This window comes from Micromonospora polyrhachis, from assembly GCF_014203835.1.
Taxonomy (GTDB): domain Bacteria; phylum Actinomycetota; class Actinomycetes; order Mycobacteriales; family Micromonosporaceae; genus Micromonospora_H; species Micromonospora_H polyrhachis.
In genome coordinates, this window is the sequence record NZ_JACHJW010000001.1 from 570,145 (window position 1) to 588,020 (window position 17,876).

Annotated in this window: 14 protein-coding genes; 9 read left to right on the top strand and 5 right to left on the bottom strand. The window is 70.3% G+C overall.

What is annotated here, in order from left to right; genetic code table 11:
• Positions 1 to 337 precede the first annotated feature (337 nt).
• Genes FHR38_RS02255 through wzy form a run of 8 tightly spaced genes read left to right on the top strand, consistent with a single transcriptional unit; the run spans position 338 to position 9,456 of the window.
• Positions 338 to 1,471: a DegT/DnrJ/EryC1/StrS family aminotransferase gene (locus tag FHR38_RS02255; RefSeq protein WP_184532335.1), complete on the top strand. Its 1,134-nt coding sequence runs from the start codon at positions 338 to 340 to the stop codon at positions 1,469 to 1,471.
• Entirely contained in the window at positions 1,468 to 2,184 is a 717-nt protein-coding gene (locus FHR38_RS02260; RefSeq protein ID WP_184532337.1) for a sugar transferase, read from the top strand. Before FHR38_RS02255 ends, FHR38_RS02260 begins: the two co-directional genes overlap by 4 nt.
• Positions 2,181 to 2,828, top strand: a complete 648-nt coding sequence (locus FHR38_RS02265; RefSeq protein ID WP_184532339.1) for an acetyltransferase — start codon at positions 2,181 to 2,183, stop codon at positions 2,826 to 2,828. Before FHR38_RS02260 ends, FHR38_RS02265 begins: the two co-directional genes overlap by 4 nt.
• Positions 2,825 to 4,099, top strand: coding sequence for a glycosyltransferase (locus FHR38_RS02270; RefSeq protein WP_184532340.1), 1,275 nt, complete (start codon positions 2,825 to 2,827; stop codon positions 4,097 to 4,099). The genes FHR38_RS02265 and FHR38_RS02270 overlap by 4 nt, the downstream gene beginning before the upstream one ends.
• An 8-nt stretch (positions 4,100 to 4,107) precedes the next feature.
• The gene (locus FHR38_RS02275; RefSeq protein ID WP_312881735.1) at positions 4,108 to 5,301 is read left to right on the top strand and encodes a glycosyltransferase; all 1,194 of its coding nucleotides are present in this window, start codon (positions 4,108 to 4,110) and stop codon (positions 5,299 to 5,301) included.
• Positions 5,298 to 6,464, top strand: a complete 1,167-nt coding sequence (locus FHR38_RS02280) for a glycosyltransferase (protein WP_184532344.1) — start codon at positions 5,298 to 5,300, stop codon at positions 6,462 to 6,464. Before FHR38_RS02275 ends, FHR38_RS02280 begins: the two co-directional genes overlap by 4 nt.
• On the top strand, positions 6,461 to 7,780 hold the full coding sequence (locus tag FHR38_RS02285; protein ID WP_184532346.1) for a lipopolysaccharide biosynthesis protein: 1,320 nt from the start codon (positions 6,461 to 6,463) through the stop codon (positions 7,778 to 7,780). Before FHR38_RS02280 ends, FHR38_RS02285 begins: the two co-directional genes overlap by 4 nt.
• A complete protein-coding gene (wzy, locus tag FHR38_RS02290; protein ID WP_184532348.1) occupies positions 7,768 to 9,456 on the top strand; it encodes an O-antigen polysaccharide polymerase Wzy in 1,689 nt (562 codons plus the stop codon). Before FHR38_RS02285 ends, wzy begins: the two co-directional genes overlap by 13 nt.
• Before the next feature lie 93 nt (positions 9,457 to 9,549).
• Here the strand turns inward: wzy and FHR38_RS02295 are convergent, their stop codons facing one another.
• The 5 genes from FHR38_RS02295 to FHR38_RS02315 all read right to left on the bottom strand — a co-directional run bounded on the left by FHR38_RS02295 (position 9,550) and on the right by FHR38_RS02315 (position 14,307).
• Positions 9,550 to 10,449, bottom strand: a complete 900-nt coding sequence (locus FHR38_RS02295; protein ID WP_184532349.1) for an FkbM family methyltransferase — start codon at positions 10,447 to 10,449, stop codon at positions 9,550 to 9,552.
• Positions 10,450 to 10,459: 10 nt separating this feature from the next.
• Positions 10,460 to 11,533 (bottom strand): SDR family NAD(P)-dependent oxidoreductase, encoded by a 1,074-nt coding sequence (locus tag FHR38_RS02300; RefSeq protein WP_246446256.1) that lies wholly within the window; start codon positions 11,531 to 11,533, stop codon positions 10,460 to 10,462.
• Positions 11,534 to 11,536: 3 nt separating this feature from the next.
• Positions 11,537 to 12,535: an NAD-dependent epimerase/dehydratase family protein gene (locus tag FHR38_RS02305; RefSeq protein ID WP_184532351.1), complete on the bottom strand. Its 999-nt coding sequence runs from the start codon at positions 12,533 to 12,535 to the stop codon at positions 11,537 to 11,539.
• Positions 12,532 to 13,260 carry a nucleotidyltransferase family protein gene (locus FHR38_RS02310; protein WP_184532353.1) on the bottom strand — a complete coding sequence of 243 codons (729 nt, stop codon included), beginning with the start codon at positions 13,258 to 13,260 and terminating at the stop codon, positions 12,532 to 12,534. Before FHR38_RS02310 ends, FHR38_RS02305 begins: the two co-directional genes overlap by 4 nt.
• Before the next feature lie 87 nt (positions 13,261 to 13,347).
• On the bottom strand, positions 13,348 to 14,307 hold the full coding sequence (locus tag FHR38_RS02315; RefSeq protein ID WP_184532355.1) for an NAD-dependent epimerase/dehydratase family protein: 960 nt from the start codon (positions 14,305 to 14,307) through the stop codon (positions 13,348 to 13,350).
• Between the two features lie 323 nt (positions 14,308 to 14,630).
• On the opposite strand from FHR38_RS02315, the gene FHR38_RS02320 reads away from it, so the two are divergent.
• Positions 14,631 to 17,744 (top strand): M14 family metallopeptidase, encoded by a 3,114-nt coding sequence (locus FHR38_RS02320; RefSeq protein WP_184532357.1) that lies wholly within the window; start codon positions 14,631 to 14,633, stop codon positions 17,742 to 17,744.
• Positions 17,745 to 17,876 lie beyond the last annotated feature (132 nt).

The following is a 17,876-nucleotide window of genomic DNA, read 5'->3' on the forward strand; positions in this document are numbered from 1 at the left end:
CTCCCGTCCCTGCCCCGGGTCGGCCTCCGCCAGAAGTTCGGAGACCGTCACGAACTCGAATCCCTGGGCCCGCAGGCCATGGATCATCTGAGCCAGGCCATCGATGGCAACCGGTCACCCGGGTACGGGACGGAAAACGGCGTTGGCTTCGCCAGTGCCGGACGTTTTTCCCGAGCACATTTCATAGATATTCCGCCCAATCAAGCAGGTTAACCACCTGAATACCGCTGTGTCCCGAGTATGACCAACACGACCTAAAAACACTGTTGTCCCATCCTCAATCTGATACAACCCTTTTGGTCGTTTAGTTGGCTCTAGCTCGGAGGCCCCACACCCGATGACCAGCCGGATCTACCTTTCGCCTCCCGACGTCGGCCCCCTGGAAGACGCATACGTCCGCGCCGCCCTCCGCTCCGGCTGGGTCGCCCCGGTCGGCCCGGAACTCGACGCGTTCGAGCGCGAGATCGCCGACCGGGTGGGCACCGGGTACGCCGTCGGGGTGAGTTCGGGCACCGCCGCCCTGCACCTGGCCCTACTGAGCCTGGGCGTCGGGCCCGGTCAGGTGGTGGTCGTACCGACCCTGACCTTCGTGGCCACCGCCAACGCGGTCGGCTATGCCGGTGCCCGGCCGGTGCTCGTCGACGTCGACCCGGCGACCGGCAACATCGACGTCGGACTGCTGGCCGAGTTGTTGGGTCGGCTCCGCCGCGCCGGGGAGCACATCGGTGCGGTCATGCCGGTGGACATGTTCGGCACCTGCGCGGACTACGCCGCCCTCCTGCCCATCTGCGAGGCCGCCGGCATTCCGGTGGTGGAGGACGCGGCCCAGGCGCTCGGGGCCACCTACCAGGGGCGGCCGGCCGCCTCGTTCGGCCGGATCGCGGCACTGTCCTTCAACGGAAACAAGATCATCACCACTTCCGGCGGCGGCATGCTGGTCTCCGACGACGCGGGGCTCATCGACCGCTGCCGGCACCTGGCGACGCAGGCCCGCGAGCCGGTGGCGCACTACGAACACACCGAGGTCGGCTACAACTACCGGCTCAGCAACGTACTCGCCGCCCTCGGCCGGGCGCAGTTGCGCCGGCTGGAGGAAATGCTCGCGCGTCGCCGGTTCCTGCGCGAGCACTACGCGAAACTCTTCGCCGCCCTACCGGGCGTGCGCCTGCTCGCCGACGGTGACCCCGGCTCGAACTGCTGGCTCACCTCGATCATCGTCGACCCGGAGCAGGCCGGCTGGCGGGCCGACGAACTCGGCGACCACCTCGGCCGGCACGACATCGAGACCCGGCCGATGTGGAAACCCATGCACCAGCAGCCGGTCTTCGCCGGCACCGAGTCCGTCCTCACCGGGGCGGCGGATCTGCTGTTCGCCAACGGGCTCCAACTGCCCAGCGGTTCGGCGTTGACCGAGACGCAGATCCAGCGGGTGCTCGACACCATCGACGAGTTCCTGGCGGCCTACCGGTGAGGCCCGCACCCCGCCGGTACGACCGGACCAAACGCGCCCTGGACATCGCCGTCGCCGCCGTACTCCTGGTGCTGACCTCCCCCCTGATGGCTGCCGTGGCGGTGGCGATCGCGGCGACCGACGGTCGGCCCGTGCTCTTCCGCCAACACCGCCCCGGGCGGCACGGCCGACTCTTCGAACTGGTCAAGTTCCGCAGCATGCGACCGGTGGACGCGGCGACCGGGCGGGCCGACGACGGCGATCGACTCACCCGGCTGGGCACCTGGCTGCGCGCCACCAGCCTGGACGAACTACCGACGCTGTGGAACGTGCTGCGCGGCGACATGAGCCTGGTCGGGCCCCGCCCGCTGCTGGTGCGTTACCTGGACCGCTACACCCCGACCCAGGCCCGGCGGCACGAGGTCCGCCCCGGCATCACCGGACTGGCGCAGGTACGCGGCCGCAACGCGCTGAACTGGGAGGACAAGTTCAATCACGACGTGTGGTACGTCGACCACCGCAGTCTCCGGCTGGACCTGCGGATCCTCGTCGCGACCGCCGGCATCGTGCTGCGCCGCGACGGCATCTCAGCACACGGCAGCCCGACCGCGCACGAGTTTCTCGGCAGCCCCGAACTGACCGTCCGGATCGACGCCGGCACCGGCCGCGCGGCGGCCCGGATGACCAGGGGCGTCGGCGGCACGACACAACAGACAGGCAGGTCGATGACATGAGTCTGGACATCGCGATCGTGGGCTGCGGCGGACACGGCCGGGAACTGTTCGAAATCATCCGGGCGATCAACGAGGCGACGCCGACCGGACCACGGTGGCGGGTGATGGGTTTCGTCGACGACCGCCCCTCCGAGGTCAATCTCAAGCGGGTGCAACGGCTGGACGCGTCGTACCTCGGGCCGATCGACTGGCTGCGTGAAGCCTGGCCCAGCACGCACGTCGTGATCGGCCTGGGCGACCCACGGATACGCCGTACCGTCGCGCAGCGGGTAGAGGCGTACGGGCTGCCGGTGCCGAGCCTGGTGCACCCGGCCGCGACCCTGGCACCCGACCTCGTCTCCGGTGAGGGGCTGGTGGCCTTCGCGGGCGCCCGGGTGACCACCAACGTGGCCTTCGGCCGGCACGTCCACCTGAACCAGAACGCCACCGTCGCGCACGACTGTGTGCTGGCCGACCACATCTCGGTCAACCCGCTGGCCGCCGTCTCCGGTGACTGCCGGGTGGAGAGCGGGGTACTGATCGGCACCACCGCCGCGGTGTTGCAGGGGCTGCACATCGGCGCGGACGCGACGGTGGGTGCCGGTGCCTGCGTCGTCCGGGACGTGCCCGCCGCGACCGTGGTGAAGGGGGTGCCGGCCAAGTGACCGGTGACCGTACCGCCGGAGGTCACCGGAAACTCCGGGTAGCCGTACTGTTGAAGACCAACGACGGGGGTCGCTGGATCCTCCCCCAGGTCGCCGAGCTGCGGCGACGTGGCCACGAGGTCGTCGTGGTCCTCCCCTCCGGGACGGGTCGGCTGACCGCCGAACTCACCGCCCGGGGTGTGCCGGTGCGTAACTCCCCCTTCGACTTCCGGCTCCGACCGACCCTCGGCACGCTGCGCGGGCTGTGGCGGCTACGCAGGCTCATCCGTGCGCTTCGGCCGGATGTCCTGAACTACCACCTGTACGCCTCGGCGCTCGCCGCCCGACTCAGCACGGTGGGCCTCGCGGTACGCCGCGCGCACATGGTCGCCGGGCCGCTCTACCTCGAATCCCCGGTGATCCGTCCGGTCGAGCGTCGACTGTGGCGGCTGGACCATGTGACCATCTGCGGCACCGACTACACGGCCCGGCTCTACGGCGAACTCGGCTGTCCGCCGGACCGCCGGCCGGTGGCCACCTGCGGGGTCGACACCGACCACTTCGATCCGGTCCCGCCGAGCGGTACCGCCACCAGGCCGGTCCCGCCGAACGGTCCGCTCCCGCCCAGCGTTCCCCGACCTCGCGCGACCGACCTACGGGCCAAGGCACGCGCCGAACTCGGCATCGCGCAGGACGCCTTCGTGGCCATCATGGTGGCGTACGTCTATCCACCGAAACGCCTGGCCTACCAGGGCCGGGGCATCAAGGGCCACGACGTGCTGTTGACCGCCTGGCGCTCCTTCCAGGCCCGCACCCCCCGGGCGCACCTGCTCCTGGTCGGCGGCGGCTGGACCGAGAACGGGGAGACCCACCGGCAGGAACTGATCGACCGGTTCGGCGTACGCGACGACCCGAGTGTCACCTGGGTCGAGTCGGTACCCGACGTCCGGCCCTGCTACCAGGCCGCCGACGTGAGCATCAGCCCGTCCCTGTCGGAGGGGCACGGCGCCTCCGTCGAGGCGGGCTCGATGGGCGTCCCGAGCATCGTCAGCGACGCCGGTGGGCTGCCCGAGACCGTCGACGGCGCCTGCGGCTGGGTGGTTCCCCGGGGCGACGCGACCGCGCTGGCGGAAGCCCTGACCTCGGCCTACCGGGAGTTCGAGGGCGGGAAGCTGGCGAACCGGGGTGACCTCGCGCGGCAGCGCGTCGTCCGGCTCTTCGACAACCGGGTGGCCGCCCAGCGGGTCGCCGACGTCATCGAGCAGATCGCGGACGGGGTACGCCGGCAATGAGGGTGGTAGTGACGGCCGAGACCCGGTTCGTCCAGACCCCCGATGGCACCGTGTGGACCTCGACCGCACCGAGTTACCGGTTCTGGACCCGCTACCTGTCGGTCTTCGACACCGTCCGGGTGGTCGCCCGGGTACAGGCGGTCGCCGCCGTACCGGAGGGGGCCCACCAGGTCGACGGACCGGGGGTCGAGGTGTGGCCGGTGCCGTACTACCTGGGGCCCCGGCAGTACCTGTTGCGCCGGGCCGCCGTCGGCCGAGCCGTGACCGCCTCGGCCGACCCCGGGGACGCCGTCATCCTGCGGGTGCCCTCGGCCATCGGTTCACTGCTGGCCCAGACCCGGGACCGGCTGCACCTGCCGTACGCCCTGGAGGTGGTCGGCGACCCGTACGACGTGTTCGCCCCCGGCGTCGTACAGCACCCGCTGCGCCCCATGCTGCGGCACTGGTTCGCGACGAAGCTGCGCCGGCAGTGCCGCTCCGCGAGCGCCGTCGCCTACGTGACAGAGCGGTCGTTACAGGCCCGCTACCCGGCTACCCGAGTGGCACCGACCACCGCCTGCTCCAGCGTCGACCTGCCAGCGGAGGCGTTCCTGCCGCAGGCACGGTCCCCCGAACGGTGCACCCAGACCAACACCGTGATCTCGGTCGGTTCGCTGGACCAGCTCTACAAGGGCGTCGACACGCTGATCGAAGCGCTCGCCTGGCTGATCGCGGCCGGGCTGCCGGTGCGGCTGGTGCACGTCGGCGACGGGCGGTTTCGCCACCAACTCGAACAGCTCGCCGTCCGGCTGGGCATGGCCGACCGAGTCGAGTTCACCGGCGCGCTGCCCGCCGGAGAGGCGATACGCCGGCAACTGGACGCCGCCGACCTGTTCGTCATGCCATCACGTACCGAAGGGCTGCCCCGCGCCCTCATCGAGGCCATGGCCCGCGCCCTGCCCGCCATCGGCACCACCGCCGGCGGCATCCCCGAACTCCTCCCCGCCACCGACCTCGTCCCCCCCGACGATCCCGCCACCCTCGCCGTCGCCATCTACAACATGCTCACCAACCCCCACCGCATGGCCAGCGCCTCCATCCGGAACCTCTACCGCGCCCACGACTTCTCCGCCGACACCCTCACCCCTCGCCGAAACGCCTACTACCACGCCGTACGCGACGCCACGGAACGTCGGATGTCAGTGAGGAGTCAGGTTTGTTGAGTTCGGTTCAGCGCAGGAGCACCATCGCGGCACCCCCGTCCCCACCGGCCCACCCACATCCCGTCCGGGTCGCCCACGTCATCGGCAGCCTGGACCGGGGCGGAGCCGAGACCGTCTCCCTGGACATCTGTCGGGCGGTGCCGGCGACCGAGGTGGAGCAGACCTTCATCACGCTGGCCGGTCGGGAAGGGAGCCTGGCCGGGGAGTTCCGCGCCACCGGGGCGCTGATCCAGCAGTGTCCGCTGCGCCCGGTCAGTTCGTTCCCCGTCCGGCTGCTACGCCTGTTCCAGTCGCTACGGCCCGATGTCGTGGTCTCCCACATCAGCCTGGCCAGCGCGGTGGTGCTGCTGGCCGCTCGGATCGCCAAGATCCCGGTCCGGGTGGCCCGGCTGCAGAGCGCGGAAGATGGGCGGCGGACCACCCCGGCCCGGCGAGCCCGCCGTTGGCTGCTGCGTCACCTGCTCCGCCACACCGCGACCGACGTACTGGGGGTAACCGGGGCGGCACTCAACTTCGCCAGACCGCCGGCCGGGGACACCCGATACCGGGTGCTCTACAACAGTGTGGCCACCGCCCGGGTGGCGGGCTGGGACCGACCGACCGCGCGCCGACACTGGAAGATCCCGGAGGACGCCCACGTCATAGTGCACATCGGGCGGGCCGCGCCGGAAAAGAACCGGCCGTTCCTGATCGACGTGCACGCCGCGGTGCGGGAACTCTGGCCGGACACCGTGCTGCTCTCCGTCGGCCCCGGCGGGACCGACGACCTCACCTCGGCCCGGCCGGAGATCGTGGACGATCCGCTGGTGCTGCTCGCCGGCGAGGCCGAGGAGATCGCCTCGGTGCTGGCCGCCGCCGACGTGCTGCTGCTGCCCTCCCGATGGGAGGGGCTACCCGGGGTGATCCTGGAGGCCCTCGCCGCCGGGGTTCCGGTCGTCGCCACGGATCTGCCCTGTCTGCGGGAACTCTCCACCCAGGTACGCGGAATCACCCTGCTGCCGTTGGCCGAGGGCCCGCTGCGCTGGGCCGACGCCACGATGTGCCAGGCCCAGACGAGTTCCCTCCGGCGGCAGGAGATCCGGCAGAGCCTGCGCTCCTCCCCGTTCCTCCTCGACCACGCGGTACGGCAGTGGCGGACCCTGTGGCAGGCTGGTCAGCGGTGACCTCGGGCCGGCGCTCCGCCCTGGCCTTCCTGACTGGAAACAGCCTCGCCCAGGCCGCCAGCTACGCGTCGAGCGCAATGCTGTCCACCACACTGCTCGGCCCACACGGCCGGGGACTGATGGTGCTGGGGGTCTCCATCGCCAGCGTCACCCCGCTACTGGCCGGCATGGGCACCGGCTCCGAACTGCGCGCACGACTACCCAACGTGGGGAACGGGGCGGCTCGGCAACGGCTGCTCTCGTCGTACACCTGGTGGTCGGTGCTGGCGGTGGGCGGGGCCGGCGGCCTGGCGGTGCTGGTCACCGCCGGTTCGGCACCCCTGATCGACCCGGGGCTCGCCGACCCTGCCTTCCTGCTCGCCGTGCTGGTGGTGGCGGCGGGCTACACCGCCCTGACGCAGTTCCCCGACGCCTGGTACGCCGCCGGACTCTTCCGGACCGGTAGCGCGTGGGCGGCGGCGGTCGCGTCCGGGGGGCTGCTCGGCATGCTCGTCGGGGCGCTGCTGGAGCGCACCGCCTGGATGCTGCTGCTGGCTCAGGGCACCGGGATGGTGGCGGTCGCCGTCCTCCAGGCGACCCGGCTGCGCGCCGCCGGTCTCCTGCCGGTACGTGGCCCCGGCCGGTGGGAGTTGTCCCAGCTGCTCCGGGCCGGCATTCGGGCACTCGGCCTCACCGTGGGGCTGGCCCTGACCCTGCGGGCCGACCGCTACCTGCTCGGTGCGGTGGCCGGTGCAGCGGCCGTCGGCGTCTACTCACTGGCCGCCACGCTGAGCGAGGCGCCCCGCGTGATCCCCACCGCACTGGGCCAACTCGTCAACCGGGACGTCGCCCTGGGCGCGGATCTCGCCCGGGTCCAACACTCCCGGCGGTTGGCGCTCCTGGCGTCGACCGCGATGAGTCTGTTGGTGGCGGCAGGCGGTTGGTGGCTGATCGTGCCCGTCTTCGGTGCCGAGTTCGCCGAGGCGCGGCCGCTGCTGCTGGTACTGCTGGTGGCCGAGATCGTCTTCGCGCCGTACGCGGTGGCGAGCCGAGGTCTGCTGGGTGGGGGCTGGATGGGCACGGCCGGCACGCTCGGCCTGCTGGGTAGCGTCGCCGCCACCACGATCTACGGGCTGGCCATCCCGGTCTGGGGCACGTACGGGGCGGCCCTGGCCTCGGTGACGGTCTACGGCGGACTGTCCTGGGCCTCGTGGGCGTTGCTCCGACACCGTCTGGATCGTTCCCCCATCCGGACCCCGAACACGGCGGGTGTGCTGGTAGCCCCTACCGGGACCGACGGCCGCCAGCCCGGAGGACGGCACCGATGGAGCACCTGACCAGCCCCGGTAGCAGTGCTCCGGCGGCCCGGGAGAAGGCGGTCACCCGGGAGAAGGCGGTCGCCCGGGAGAAGGCGGTCGCCCGAGAGGAAGCGGTCGCTCGGGCCCAAAGGAAACCGGTGACTCCGATCCGGGGGGAATCAGGCACTCGCCCCCGGAAGAAACGTCGCCATCGACTCGCTGGCCTCGACGGGTCGGTGGGGTGGACCGGCAGGATCCGGGCGGTGGGGCTGGCCGTCGCCGTCGTGCTCTTCACCGTGGTCGCGGTGAAGGCCGATGCGCTCGGCTCCTCCCCCCGGCTAGCTGCCGGTGTCGCCACCACCGTCGCTTGTCTCGGCATCGCCGTCCTGACGCTGTCCCTTCCGGGTCGGCGGATCACCCTCGGCTCGGTCTACTTTCTGGTCTTCGCCCTGTTCCACACCGGACTGTGCCCGTACATCGCCTTCGGTCAGGTGCCGAGGCTGCTGGTCGAGGCATCCCCGGTGAACTCCGCCTGGTATCACAGCCCGATGCTCGCGCCCGCGTTGACCGCGGTCATCCTCGGGATGCTCGCCCTCCTGATCGGCTACCTCGGGATCGTCTCCCTCGTGGGATGGCGGCACACCATCGTCGCGCGGTCCGGCGTCACGGACCGCGCCGGCCAGCCCGGCCTGGAAATCGTCGGATTCAGCATGATCACGACCGGGGTGCTGCTCTGGTTCGTGTTCGCCGCCACCCAGGACTCGACCTTCTTCCTGACACAGAGCTACGAGTCCTTCCGTACGGCGACCGTCGGCCAGCCGATCCCCTACCTCTACCTGCTCATCGGACTGGGCATGGGCCTACTGGGACTCAGCCAGTGGACCCGCCTGCACCGGTGGGGTCTCGTGATCTTCGCCAGCTTCGCCCTCTCCGCCGGCATCATCGGCATCCGCAACATGGTGTTCATCCCGCTGGCCGCCTGGCTGGTGGCGGCCGGTAGTCGGCGGACGATCCGACTCCGGCCATGGCTGGTGCCGGCGCTGCTGGTGGGACTCACGGTGGGATCACTCGCCCGTCAGGTCCGACAGACCGGGCTCTCCGCGACTCAGAGAGACAGTGTCACCATCAATCCGCTGGACGGTGTTGCGGAGCTCGGCACGACCCTGCGCACCATGGTCGTCACCCACCAGTGGCACGCCGAGTGGAACGAACCCTTCGTCGGCTGGGGCACCTACTGGGCACCGCTGGAGCGGATCGTGGTCGGCCGGCTGTTCGGGGAGACTGTCACCACCACCTCGGCGGACATCCGGGTCTTCTCAGCGACGATCCTGGACCGGGTCGGTGCGATCGGCGGCTCGCCCGCCGCAGAGGCGTACCGAGCCGCCGGGCTCGTCGGCGTGGTAACCGTGATGTTGCTGATCGGGGCACTGATCGCATGGATCGACCTCCGTCCGGCCGACTCGATCCTGGGCTCGGCAACCGGGATGATCGGCTACATCCTGCTGGTCTGGATCCGCAACGACTTCACCCCCGTCGTCGTACAGACGCTTGCCTGTTTCACCACGGTCGCCCTGGTGGCGTTGGTCAACCGGTACCGGGCGGCCTCGTCCGCGCGGGCATCCTCGCCTCCGCCAGCGACTCTCGCGGCCCGGCATCAGGTGCCGGCAGCGGCACCGTTCTCCGTCGAACGCAAGGAGATCCGCCCGCTCACCTGACGGGAGGTCCGCGCGGTCGGGGAGTGGTTGGCAGATCTCGCCGCCGGATGGACCGAGCGGTGTCCTCTCCCAGGAGTGCTGCCCAGGTGCCGCCTACCGGCCCGGGCGAGAGGCGTAGACGTAGTAACGGACCCAGGGCCGGCTGTCGTGTGGCCGGGTACGGACAGTGAAGCCAGCATCGCGCAGCAACGCGGTGACCGAGCCGAAGGTACGACGCCAGTCCCGCTCGGAGCCACGCCAGTCCGCTGACTCGTCATCGGAGTGCGTCGGCCTCGCCGACGCTCGCGCCAGCATCGCCCGTTCGGCGAGGAAGTCGTGACAGGAGACCGCCAGGTGGTCCACCGACTTGAGCGCGTCGAAGGACCCCTCTAGTACGGCCAACTCGGCACCTTCGATGTTCATCTTCAGCAGATCGACGTGGTCGATGCCGAGCGATTCCATGATCTCGTCCAGGCGCCGGCCGGCGACCGCGACGCCGTTGGTCGAGTCGTTGGTCAGGCCGTTGCCGATGTGCCGGACCGGGTCGTCCTCCAGATAGACCGGTCCGGCGGTACCGACGACGGCGCACTCCACCGGCGTCACGTTGCGCAGACGGTTCAGCTCTACCGTGCGACGCAGGCACTCGAACGTCGTCGGGTGGGCCTCGATGCTCACCACCCGGCCGTGCTCCCCCACCAGCCGGGAGAAGAGCCGGACCTCGCCGCCCACCCCGGCCCCCACGTCGACGACGGTGTCCCCGGGGTGCGGCTGGTAGTCGTAGAGGAAGACGTCCTGGGCCGCCTGGTCCTGCACTTCGGGCGAGAGACCACCGAGCCTGGTGTTGACCAGCACGCCCTGCGGATACCGGTGGATCCACTGACCATCGTCGTAGCGGACCGAACACCGGGACCGGGATCGGGCCGAAAGGTACACCGAACCCAGGTGTGCCACGGCGTGCGGGGACAACCGGCCGTCCAGCGCGTGCAGCAGTCGGTTCTTGAGCGTCGTCGTCATGGTCGTCCCCTCACACGGCCCGGTCGGCGCGGTATCGGCTCAGGTTGCCCGGATCGAGGAACCACTCGACCGTCGTCTTGAGCCCGTCGTCCAGCGACGAGAGTGGCTGCCAGCCGGTGTGTCGGCGCAACCGGGTGCTGTCGCCGAGGAGCCGTTCGACCTCGGAGTTGCTCGGACGCAACCGCTGCTCGGTCACCACGATCTCCGGCGTGACGCCGAAGATTCCGGCGATCCGCCGGACCAGCTCACCCACCGAGGTCTCCTGGCCGGTGGCGGCCTGGAACACCTGGCCGAGGACGGCCTCGGCCGGGGCGGTGCCAGCGGCGATGAAGGCCGCCGCCGTATCCGCCACGAAGAGCAGGTCCCGGGTGGGTTTGGTGGCCCCCAACTCGATCCGGCCGGTGCCAGCGGCGAGCTGACTGATGATCGTGGGGATCACCGCCCGGGTCGACTGCCGGGGTCCGTAGGTGTTGAACGGGCGCAGGGTGACCACCGGCAGCCCGAAGCTCAGGTGGTAGCTCTCGGCGAGCTTGTCCGCGCCGATCTTGGAAGCCGAGTACGGCGACTGTCCGCGCAGCCGGTGCGCCTCCGTCATCGGTACGGTGACGGCGGTGCCATAGACCTCGCTGGTGGAGGTGACCACGACGCGCGGTGTGCCCACCGTCCGGGCGCTCTCCAGCACGTTGAGGGTGCCGACGACGTTGGTCTCCACGTACGACTGTGGCGCCAGGTACGAGTACGGAATGCCGACCAGCGCGGCCAGGTGATAGACCACGGAGGCGTCCTCGACGAGTCGCTGGACCGTCCCCCGGTCCCGGATGTCACCGGAGTGCACGTCGATGGCGGCGAGCTGGTCGGCGGAGAAGGTGTCCAGCCAACCGTGTGTGCCGCGTCCGGTGTAGTGGACCAGTGCCTTGACCCGGTGCCCCCGGGCGAGGAGCGCCTCGACCAGGTGGGATCCGATGAAGCCCCCGGCCCCGGTCACCGCCACCACGTCCGGCTTCACCGGTGCGTCTCCACCGACCATCGCCGCGCCGATCCGCAGCTCACTCCTCGCGCCGTTGTTCATCTCGTCCTCTCTCATCGGTCACGTGCGGGTGTCTCGCGGTGCCCGGGACGATCCGTCGGGCTGTCCCGGCTGGGGCGGTCTCCGTCCCGGACCGGGAGTCGGGCGCGGGCTCGGTGCGCCAGGCCGGTCGGTCCGGATGTCGCCCCCGGACCAGAGCGCCTTCACCGAGTCCGCGAGGTCGTGGGCGGGGACCCAGCCGAGCGCCGAGGCGGCCCGCCGGATGTCGCCGCACATCCAGTCCACCGCCGCCGAACGCTCCGGCGCACGACCGTCCTCCCGGATCTCGCCGGTGAATCCGGCCGTCTCGGCGAGCAGTCGTACCGCCGTCCGGGCGGGGACGGCCCGACCACTGGCGATGTTGTAGATCCGGTCGGGCACCGTGGGAACGGCGAGCACGGCGGCCACCGCGCTCGCCACGTCCCGGGCGTCGACGAAGTCCCGGTACGCGCCGAGCGCTCCCATCGAGATGTACGCCGTCTGCTGGCTCGTTGCCCGGCGCAGTAGGTTCACCGCCCGGCCGAGCACGTTCGCCTCGGGCAGCCCCGGGCCGATCGGGTTGAACACCCGCAGCACCACGCCGTCGACGCGACCGGCGCCGGTGGCGAGTTCGAGCAGCCGGGTGGCGGCGAGCTGGCTCACGCCGTACTCCCCGACCGGTATCGCCGGGTCGTGTTCGTTGACGGCGTGGCCGGGCGGCACCGGGCCGTACTCGGCCGCCGAGCCGAGCCGGACGAGCCGGGCGGCCGGCGCGTGTGCCGCGACCGCGTCGACGAGCCGGGCGGTCACGAGGGTGTTGGCCCGGATCAGGTCCGCGCCGCCGCCGGTCACGCCGCCGGCGCAGTTGACCACCGCGTCCGGGCGTACGGTGCACAGCAGGCTGGCCAGTTCGTCGTCCGTACAGTGGGTCAGGTCGCACTCGGCGCGGGTCGGGCAGGTGAGTTCGACCTCCGGGGCAAGGGCCCGGCGTACGTGTCCGCCGAGGAAGCCGTACGCCCCGAACAAGAGCACCCTGGTCATACCGGCTCCGGGATCGGCGTGGGCAGCAGGATCGGCTTGAGCGACTCGAACCGGCGGTTCGCCTCGTCGTAGTCCTCGGGACGGCCGATGTCCAGCCAGTAGCCGTCGAAGTCGTAGCTGGCCGGCGGGTTTCCCTGGTCGAGTAGGTCGAGCACCAGGTGGTCGAAGCCGAACACCAACCCCTCCGGGTAGGCGGCGACGGTCTTCGCGGAGAGCCCGTAGACCCCCATGCTGACCCGGTAGTCGAGCGTGGGCTTCTCCTGGAACTCGACGATCCGCTCGTTCTCGACCGCCAACACCCCAAAATCGATCTTCACGTTGCGCTGAAAGGTGGCCACTGTCATCGGGGCACCGGATTCGGCGTGGGTGTGGAGCAGGTCGGCGTAGTTCAGGTCGGTGAGAATGTCGCCGTTCATCACGAGGAAGTGCTCGGGCAACCGGTCCCGCATTCCGAAGAGCGGGCCGATGGTCGACAGCGGTACGTGCTCCTCCAGGTAGTCGACGCGCAGTCCGAACCGCGCGCCGTCACCGACGAAGGCCCGGATCAGCGAGCCCAGGTGGTTGATGGCCAGCGTGACGTGGGTGAACCCATGGGCTGCCAACTGGTGCAGGACGATCTCCAGGATCGCGTAGCTGTCCCCGATGGGCACCAACGGTTTCGGCAGCGTGCTGGTGTACGGACGCAGCCGTACCCCCTTGCCGCCGGCCATGATGACCACGTGCATCTCGTCCTCCTGTCTGCTGCCGGAGCGGGATCGGATGGCACTGCCCGACCCGTGGTCGGGTCTGCTGTCCGAGCGGGTTCGGGCGGGTCACCGGGCCGGTGTGCTCTCCTGCGCCGCGAGGTGGGCTTCCAGCCACCGCACGGTGGCCCGCAGCCCGTCGGTCAGGGACGCGGCCTTCACCCCGGGGAAGAGTTCGGACAGCAGTTGGTTGTCGGCTGCGGAGTGCCGGATGTCGCCGGCGCGGGGCGGGGTGTTCCGCCGGTCGATGGGGCGCTCCAGGATCTGCTCCAGCTCTGCCACCACGGTGTGCAGGGTGGTGCGGGTGCCGAAGGCCAGGTTCACCGGTTGCGGGTGCTGCACCCGGCGACGTAGACCGTCCAGCAGCACCTCGCACACCGTCTCCACGTAGGTGAAGTCGCGGGTCTGCCGCCCGTCGCCGTGGAAGGCGACCGGTTCTCCCCGGAGCGCCGCGTACACGAACTTCGGGATGACCGCGGCGTACGGGTGGTCGTGCCGCTGCCCCGGGCCGTACACGTTGAAGAACCGGAACGCGAGGGTGGGCAGCCCGTACGACGACTGGTAGGCCAGGGCGTACGCCTCGGTGGCCAGCTTACTGGCGGCGTACGGGCTCATCGGCCGGGTCCAGGCCAGCTCGTCCTTGGGCAGGGCGGGGTTGGCGCCGTACACCGAGGACGACGACGCGACCACGACGTGGTCGAGCCGGTGGCGACGGGCGGCCTCCAGCACGCAGAGCGTGCCGGTGGCATTGGCCTGGTGGAACGCGACCGGCTCCCGGATGGACCGGGGCACGCTGGGCAGCGCGGCGAGGTGCACCACGGCGTCCCGCCCGGCCATTGCCCGGTCCAGCGCGTCGTCGTCGAGGATGGAGCCGGTCACGACGTCGACGTCGAGGCCGGTCAGGTTGGCAATGCTGCCGGTGGACAGGTCGTCGATGACCCGTACGTCGGTGATCGACGGGTCTTCCAGGGCGGCCCGGGTCAGATTGGCACCGATGAACCCGGCGCCGCCGGTGACCAACAGTCGCATGTGTTCGATACCCCTTACTCCGGCATGGTTGCGGACGACCGCTCGGGCGGTCGCGCGCAGGGCTTGGCGTCGTGTCCGGTTGCGACACTTCGGTCAACGACAGGATAACCGTCAAGTCACGCAAAGAAGATGAGTCGGACTAAAAAGCACCAAAACACGTGCCGGACGTCAGGAAAGGACCGCTGCTACACCGAAAAGCGATCGGAAGGGCCCTCCCCTCCCCCATACGTAACGGGCGACGAGAACCGGACGACCCGCTCATTGACGGATCCGATCTGGCACAGGAAGCTCGGGCACAGACGTTCATCAATCAAGGGGGCGCGATGAGGAGAACCGGGCTGGCCATCGCCAGCGTGTTCACTCTGGTCGGCGCGATGGCGCTGACCGCACCGGCCGGCGCGCGACCACCGTCCGAACCGGGCGGCCGCGACGGCCTGGAGGTGTACGTCGGCTCGCTGAACCCGAAACAACTCGACGAGTTGCGCGGTGTCGGCGTCGACCTGACCGGGGCGACCGGTGCCCGGGACGCCGCCGGGAACACCGAGGTCGAGGCGGTGCTCAGCGGGTCGCAGGCTGCCAAGCTGGCCGAGCGGGGCGTCAAACTGACCGTCAAGAAGGTACGCGGCAAGGACGCCTCACGGACGTTACGGGAGCAGTCGGCCACCGGCTGGTCGGCGTTCCGGTCGTACAGCGAGCCGGGCGGCATCCGCGACGAGCTGACGGCGACGGCGGCCCGGTTCCCGAAGCTGGCCAAGCTGCAGAGCATCGGCACCACCACCCAGGGCAAGCCGATCCTCGCGGTCAAGGTCACCAAGAACGCCACCCGGGTCAGGGACGGCCAGCGCCCCGCGGTGCTCTACGCCAGCAGCCAGCACGCCCGGGAGTGGATCACGCCGGAGATGACCCGCCGGCTGCTGGACCACGTGCTGGACAGCTACGGCACCGACCCGGCGATCACCCGGCTGGTCGACACCACCGAGCTGTGGTTCGTCCCGGTGCTCAACCCCGACGGCTACGACTTCACCTTCACCGACGGCAACCGGTTGTGGCGCAAGAACCTGCGGGACAACAACGGTGACGGGCGGATCACCAACGGCGACGGCGTCGACCTGAACCGCAACTTCGACTACCAGTGGGGTTACGACAACGAGGGTTCCTCACCGGACCCGGCCAGCGAGACCTACCGGGGACCGGGTCCGAACTCGGAACCGGAGACGAAGGCGCTGGACAAGCTGCTGCGCCGAGTCGGCTTCGAGTTCTTCATCAACTACCACTCGGCCGCCGAACTCCTGCTCTACGGTGTCGGCTGGCAGGTCAGCACCCCGACCCCGGACGACGCGATCTACCAGGCGATGGTCGGTGACGACGCCAACCCGGCCATCCCCGGCTACGACCCGGATCTCTCCGCCGAGCTGTACACCACCAACGGTGACACCGACTCGTACGCCACCGTCCGGTACGGCACGCTCGGCTTCACCCCGGAGATGTCCACCTGCGAGTCGGCCTCGGCCTCGGACCCCAACGACCAGTGGCACCCGGAGGACTGCGTCAGCGGTTTCATCTTCCCCGACGACGAGAAGCTGATCTCCGCCGAGGTGGCCAAGAACATCCCGTTCGCGCTGTCGGTGGCGAAGTCGGCGGCCGACCCGGCGAACCCGGTGTCGGTGGTCGGCCGTAGCACCCCCGACTTCGTGGTGGACGCCTTCGACGTCTCCTACGGCTCGACCCAGCAGGTCGCCACGATCGCGCGTAAGTCGTTGAAGAACGTACGGATGCACTACACGATCAACGGCGGCCGTCCGAAGGCCGTCTCGGTCAAGCAGTGGCGCGGTGGCGAACGGTACGGCGACACGCACAGCGACTACTACGCCGAGTTGCGCGGCAAGGTCACCGGTGCCCGACCGGGTGACCGGGTCGAGGTGTGGTTCACCGGCACCAAGGCACGGTCGGGGGTGGTGGCAAGCGACCACTTCACCTACCGGGTGCACGACGACATCGGCGGTGAGGTGCTGGTGCTCGCCGTCGAGGACGTCACCGGGTTGAGCCCGGCGCAGACCGGCACCACCGCGAAGTACGCCGACGAGATCACCGCCGCCCTGACCGCCGCCCGGCGGACCAGCGACGTCTACGACTTCGACGCGATGGGCCGAAAGGCACCGCACCCGCTCGGCGTGCTGTCGCACTACCGGGCGGTGGTCTGGGAGACCGGCGACGACACCATCCTGCGCGCCCCCGGTCAGGTGCCCGGCACCACGGCCAAGGCGGCACTGGATGTCGAACTGGCCGTCCGGGACTACCTCAACGAGGGCGGCAAACTCCTGGTCAGCGGCAAGAACGCGCTCCTCGCGCAGGCATCGGACGGCAGTTACACCTACCATCCGGACGCGCCGCCGGAATGCACCTCCGCCGACGACCCGGCCTGTCTGCCGATCCTCAACGACTTCCAGCAGTACTACCTGGGCGCGTACACCTATGTCAGCGGCGGCGGCACCGGGCCGGACGGTACGGCGTACCCGGTGCGCGGCGAGACCGGAAGATTCGACGGCTTCACCGGCACGCTGAACGCCCCCGGGTCGGCTGGCAACCAGGACCACACCGCGTCGTTCCTGACCACCTCCGGGTTCCTGCCAACGGACCAGTTCCCGCAGTTCACCAGCACCCCGGCACTGGGCTGGGTACGCCCAGGCGCGGCACCGTTCGACCCGCGCACCGGTGACTGGTACCTGTTCAGCGGGCAGTCCGACCAGTCGTACAAGCGGTTGTCCCGGACCGTGGATCTGACCGGGGCGACCAGCGGCCAGTTGCAGTTCGCGGCGTCGTACGACATCGAACGCAACTGGGACTTCATGATCGTCGAGGCGCGCGAGGCGGGCACCGACAACTGGACGACGTTGCCGGACGCCAATGGCCACACCGGCACCGTGACCGGGGAGAGCTGCCGTTCGGGTTGGGTCGACCGGCTACACCCGTTCCTCGCCCACTACCAGGGCCCGGACTGCTCCCCCACCGGCACCACGGGTTCGTGGCACGCGGCCACCGGCCCGTCGAACGGCTGGCAGGACTGGTCGGTGGACCTGTCGACGTACGCCGGCAAGCAGGTCGAGGTCTCCGTCACGTACGTGACGGACTGGAGCACCCAGGGCCTGGGGCTCTTCCTCGACGACGTACGGGTGGTCGTGGGCGGCACGACGGTGGCGGAGACCTCGTTCGAGACCGATCTGGGTGGCTGGACGGTGGCCGGACCGCCGGCCGGCTCCCCGACCGGTGCCAACGACTGGTCGCGCAGCCAGCAGGCGTTCGAGGAGGGGGCGGCGGTGCTCACCCCGGACACCGTCTATCTGGGTTTCGGTCTGGAGGGTCTGGCCCCGGCGGCCCGCGACGACCTGGTCGCCCGGTCGATGCGGCACCTGCTGGGCACCGGCCGGAATCGGCCCTAACGAGAGAGCAAGCGGGACCGGGCCTGGCGGGAAAGCCAGCGAGCGGCCCTAGTGGGGAGAAACGAACGGCGGGGCGGTCGGCACACCACAGCCGACCGCCCCGCACCAGAAAAACAGGAGTCGCCCCCCAGT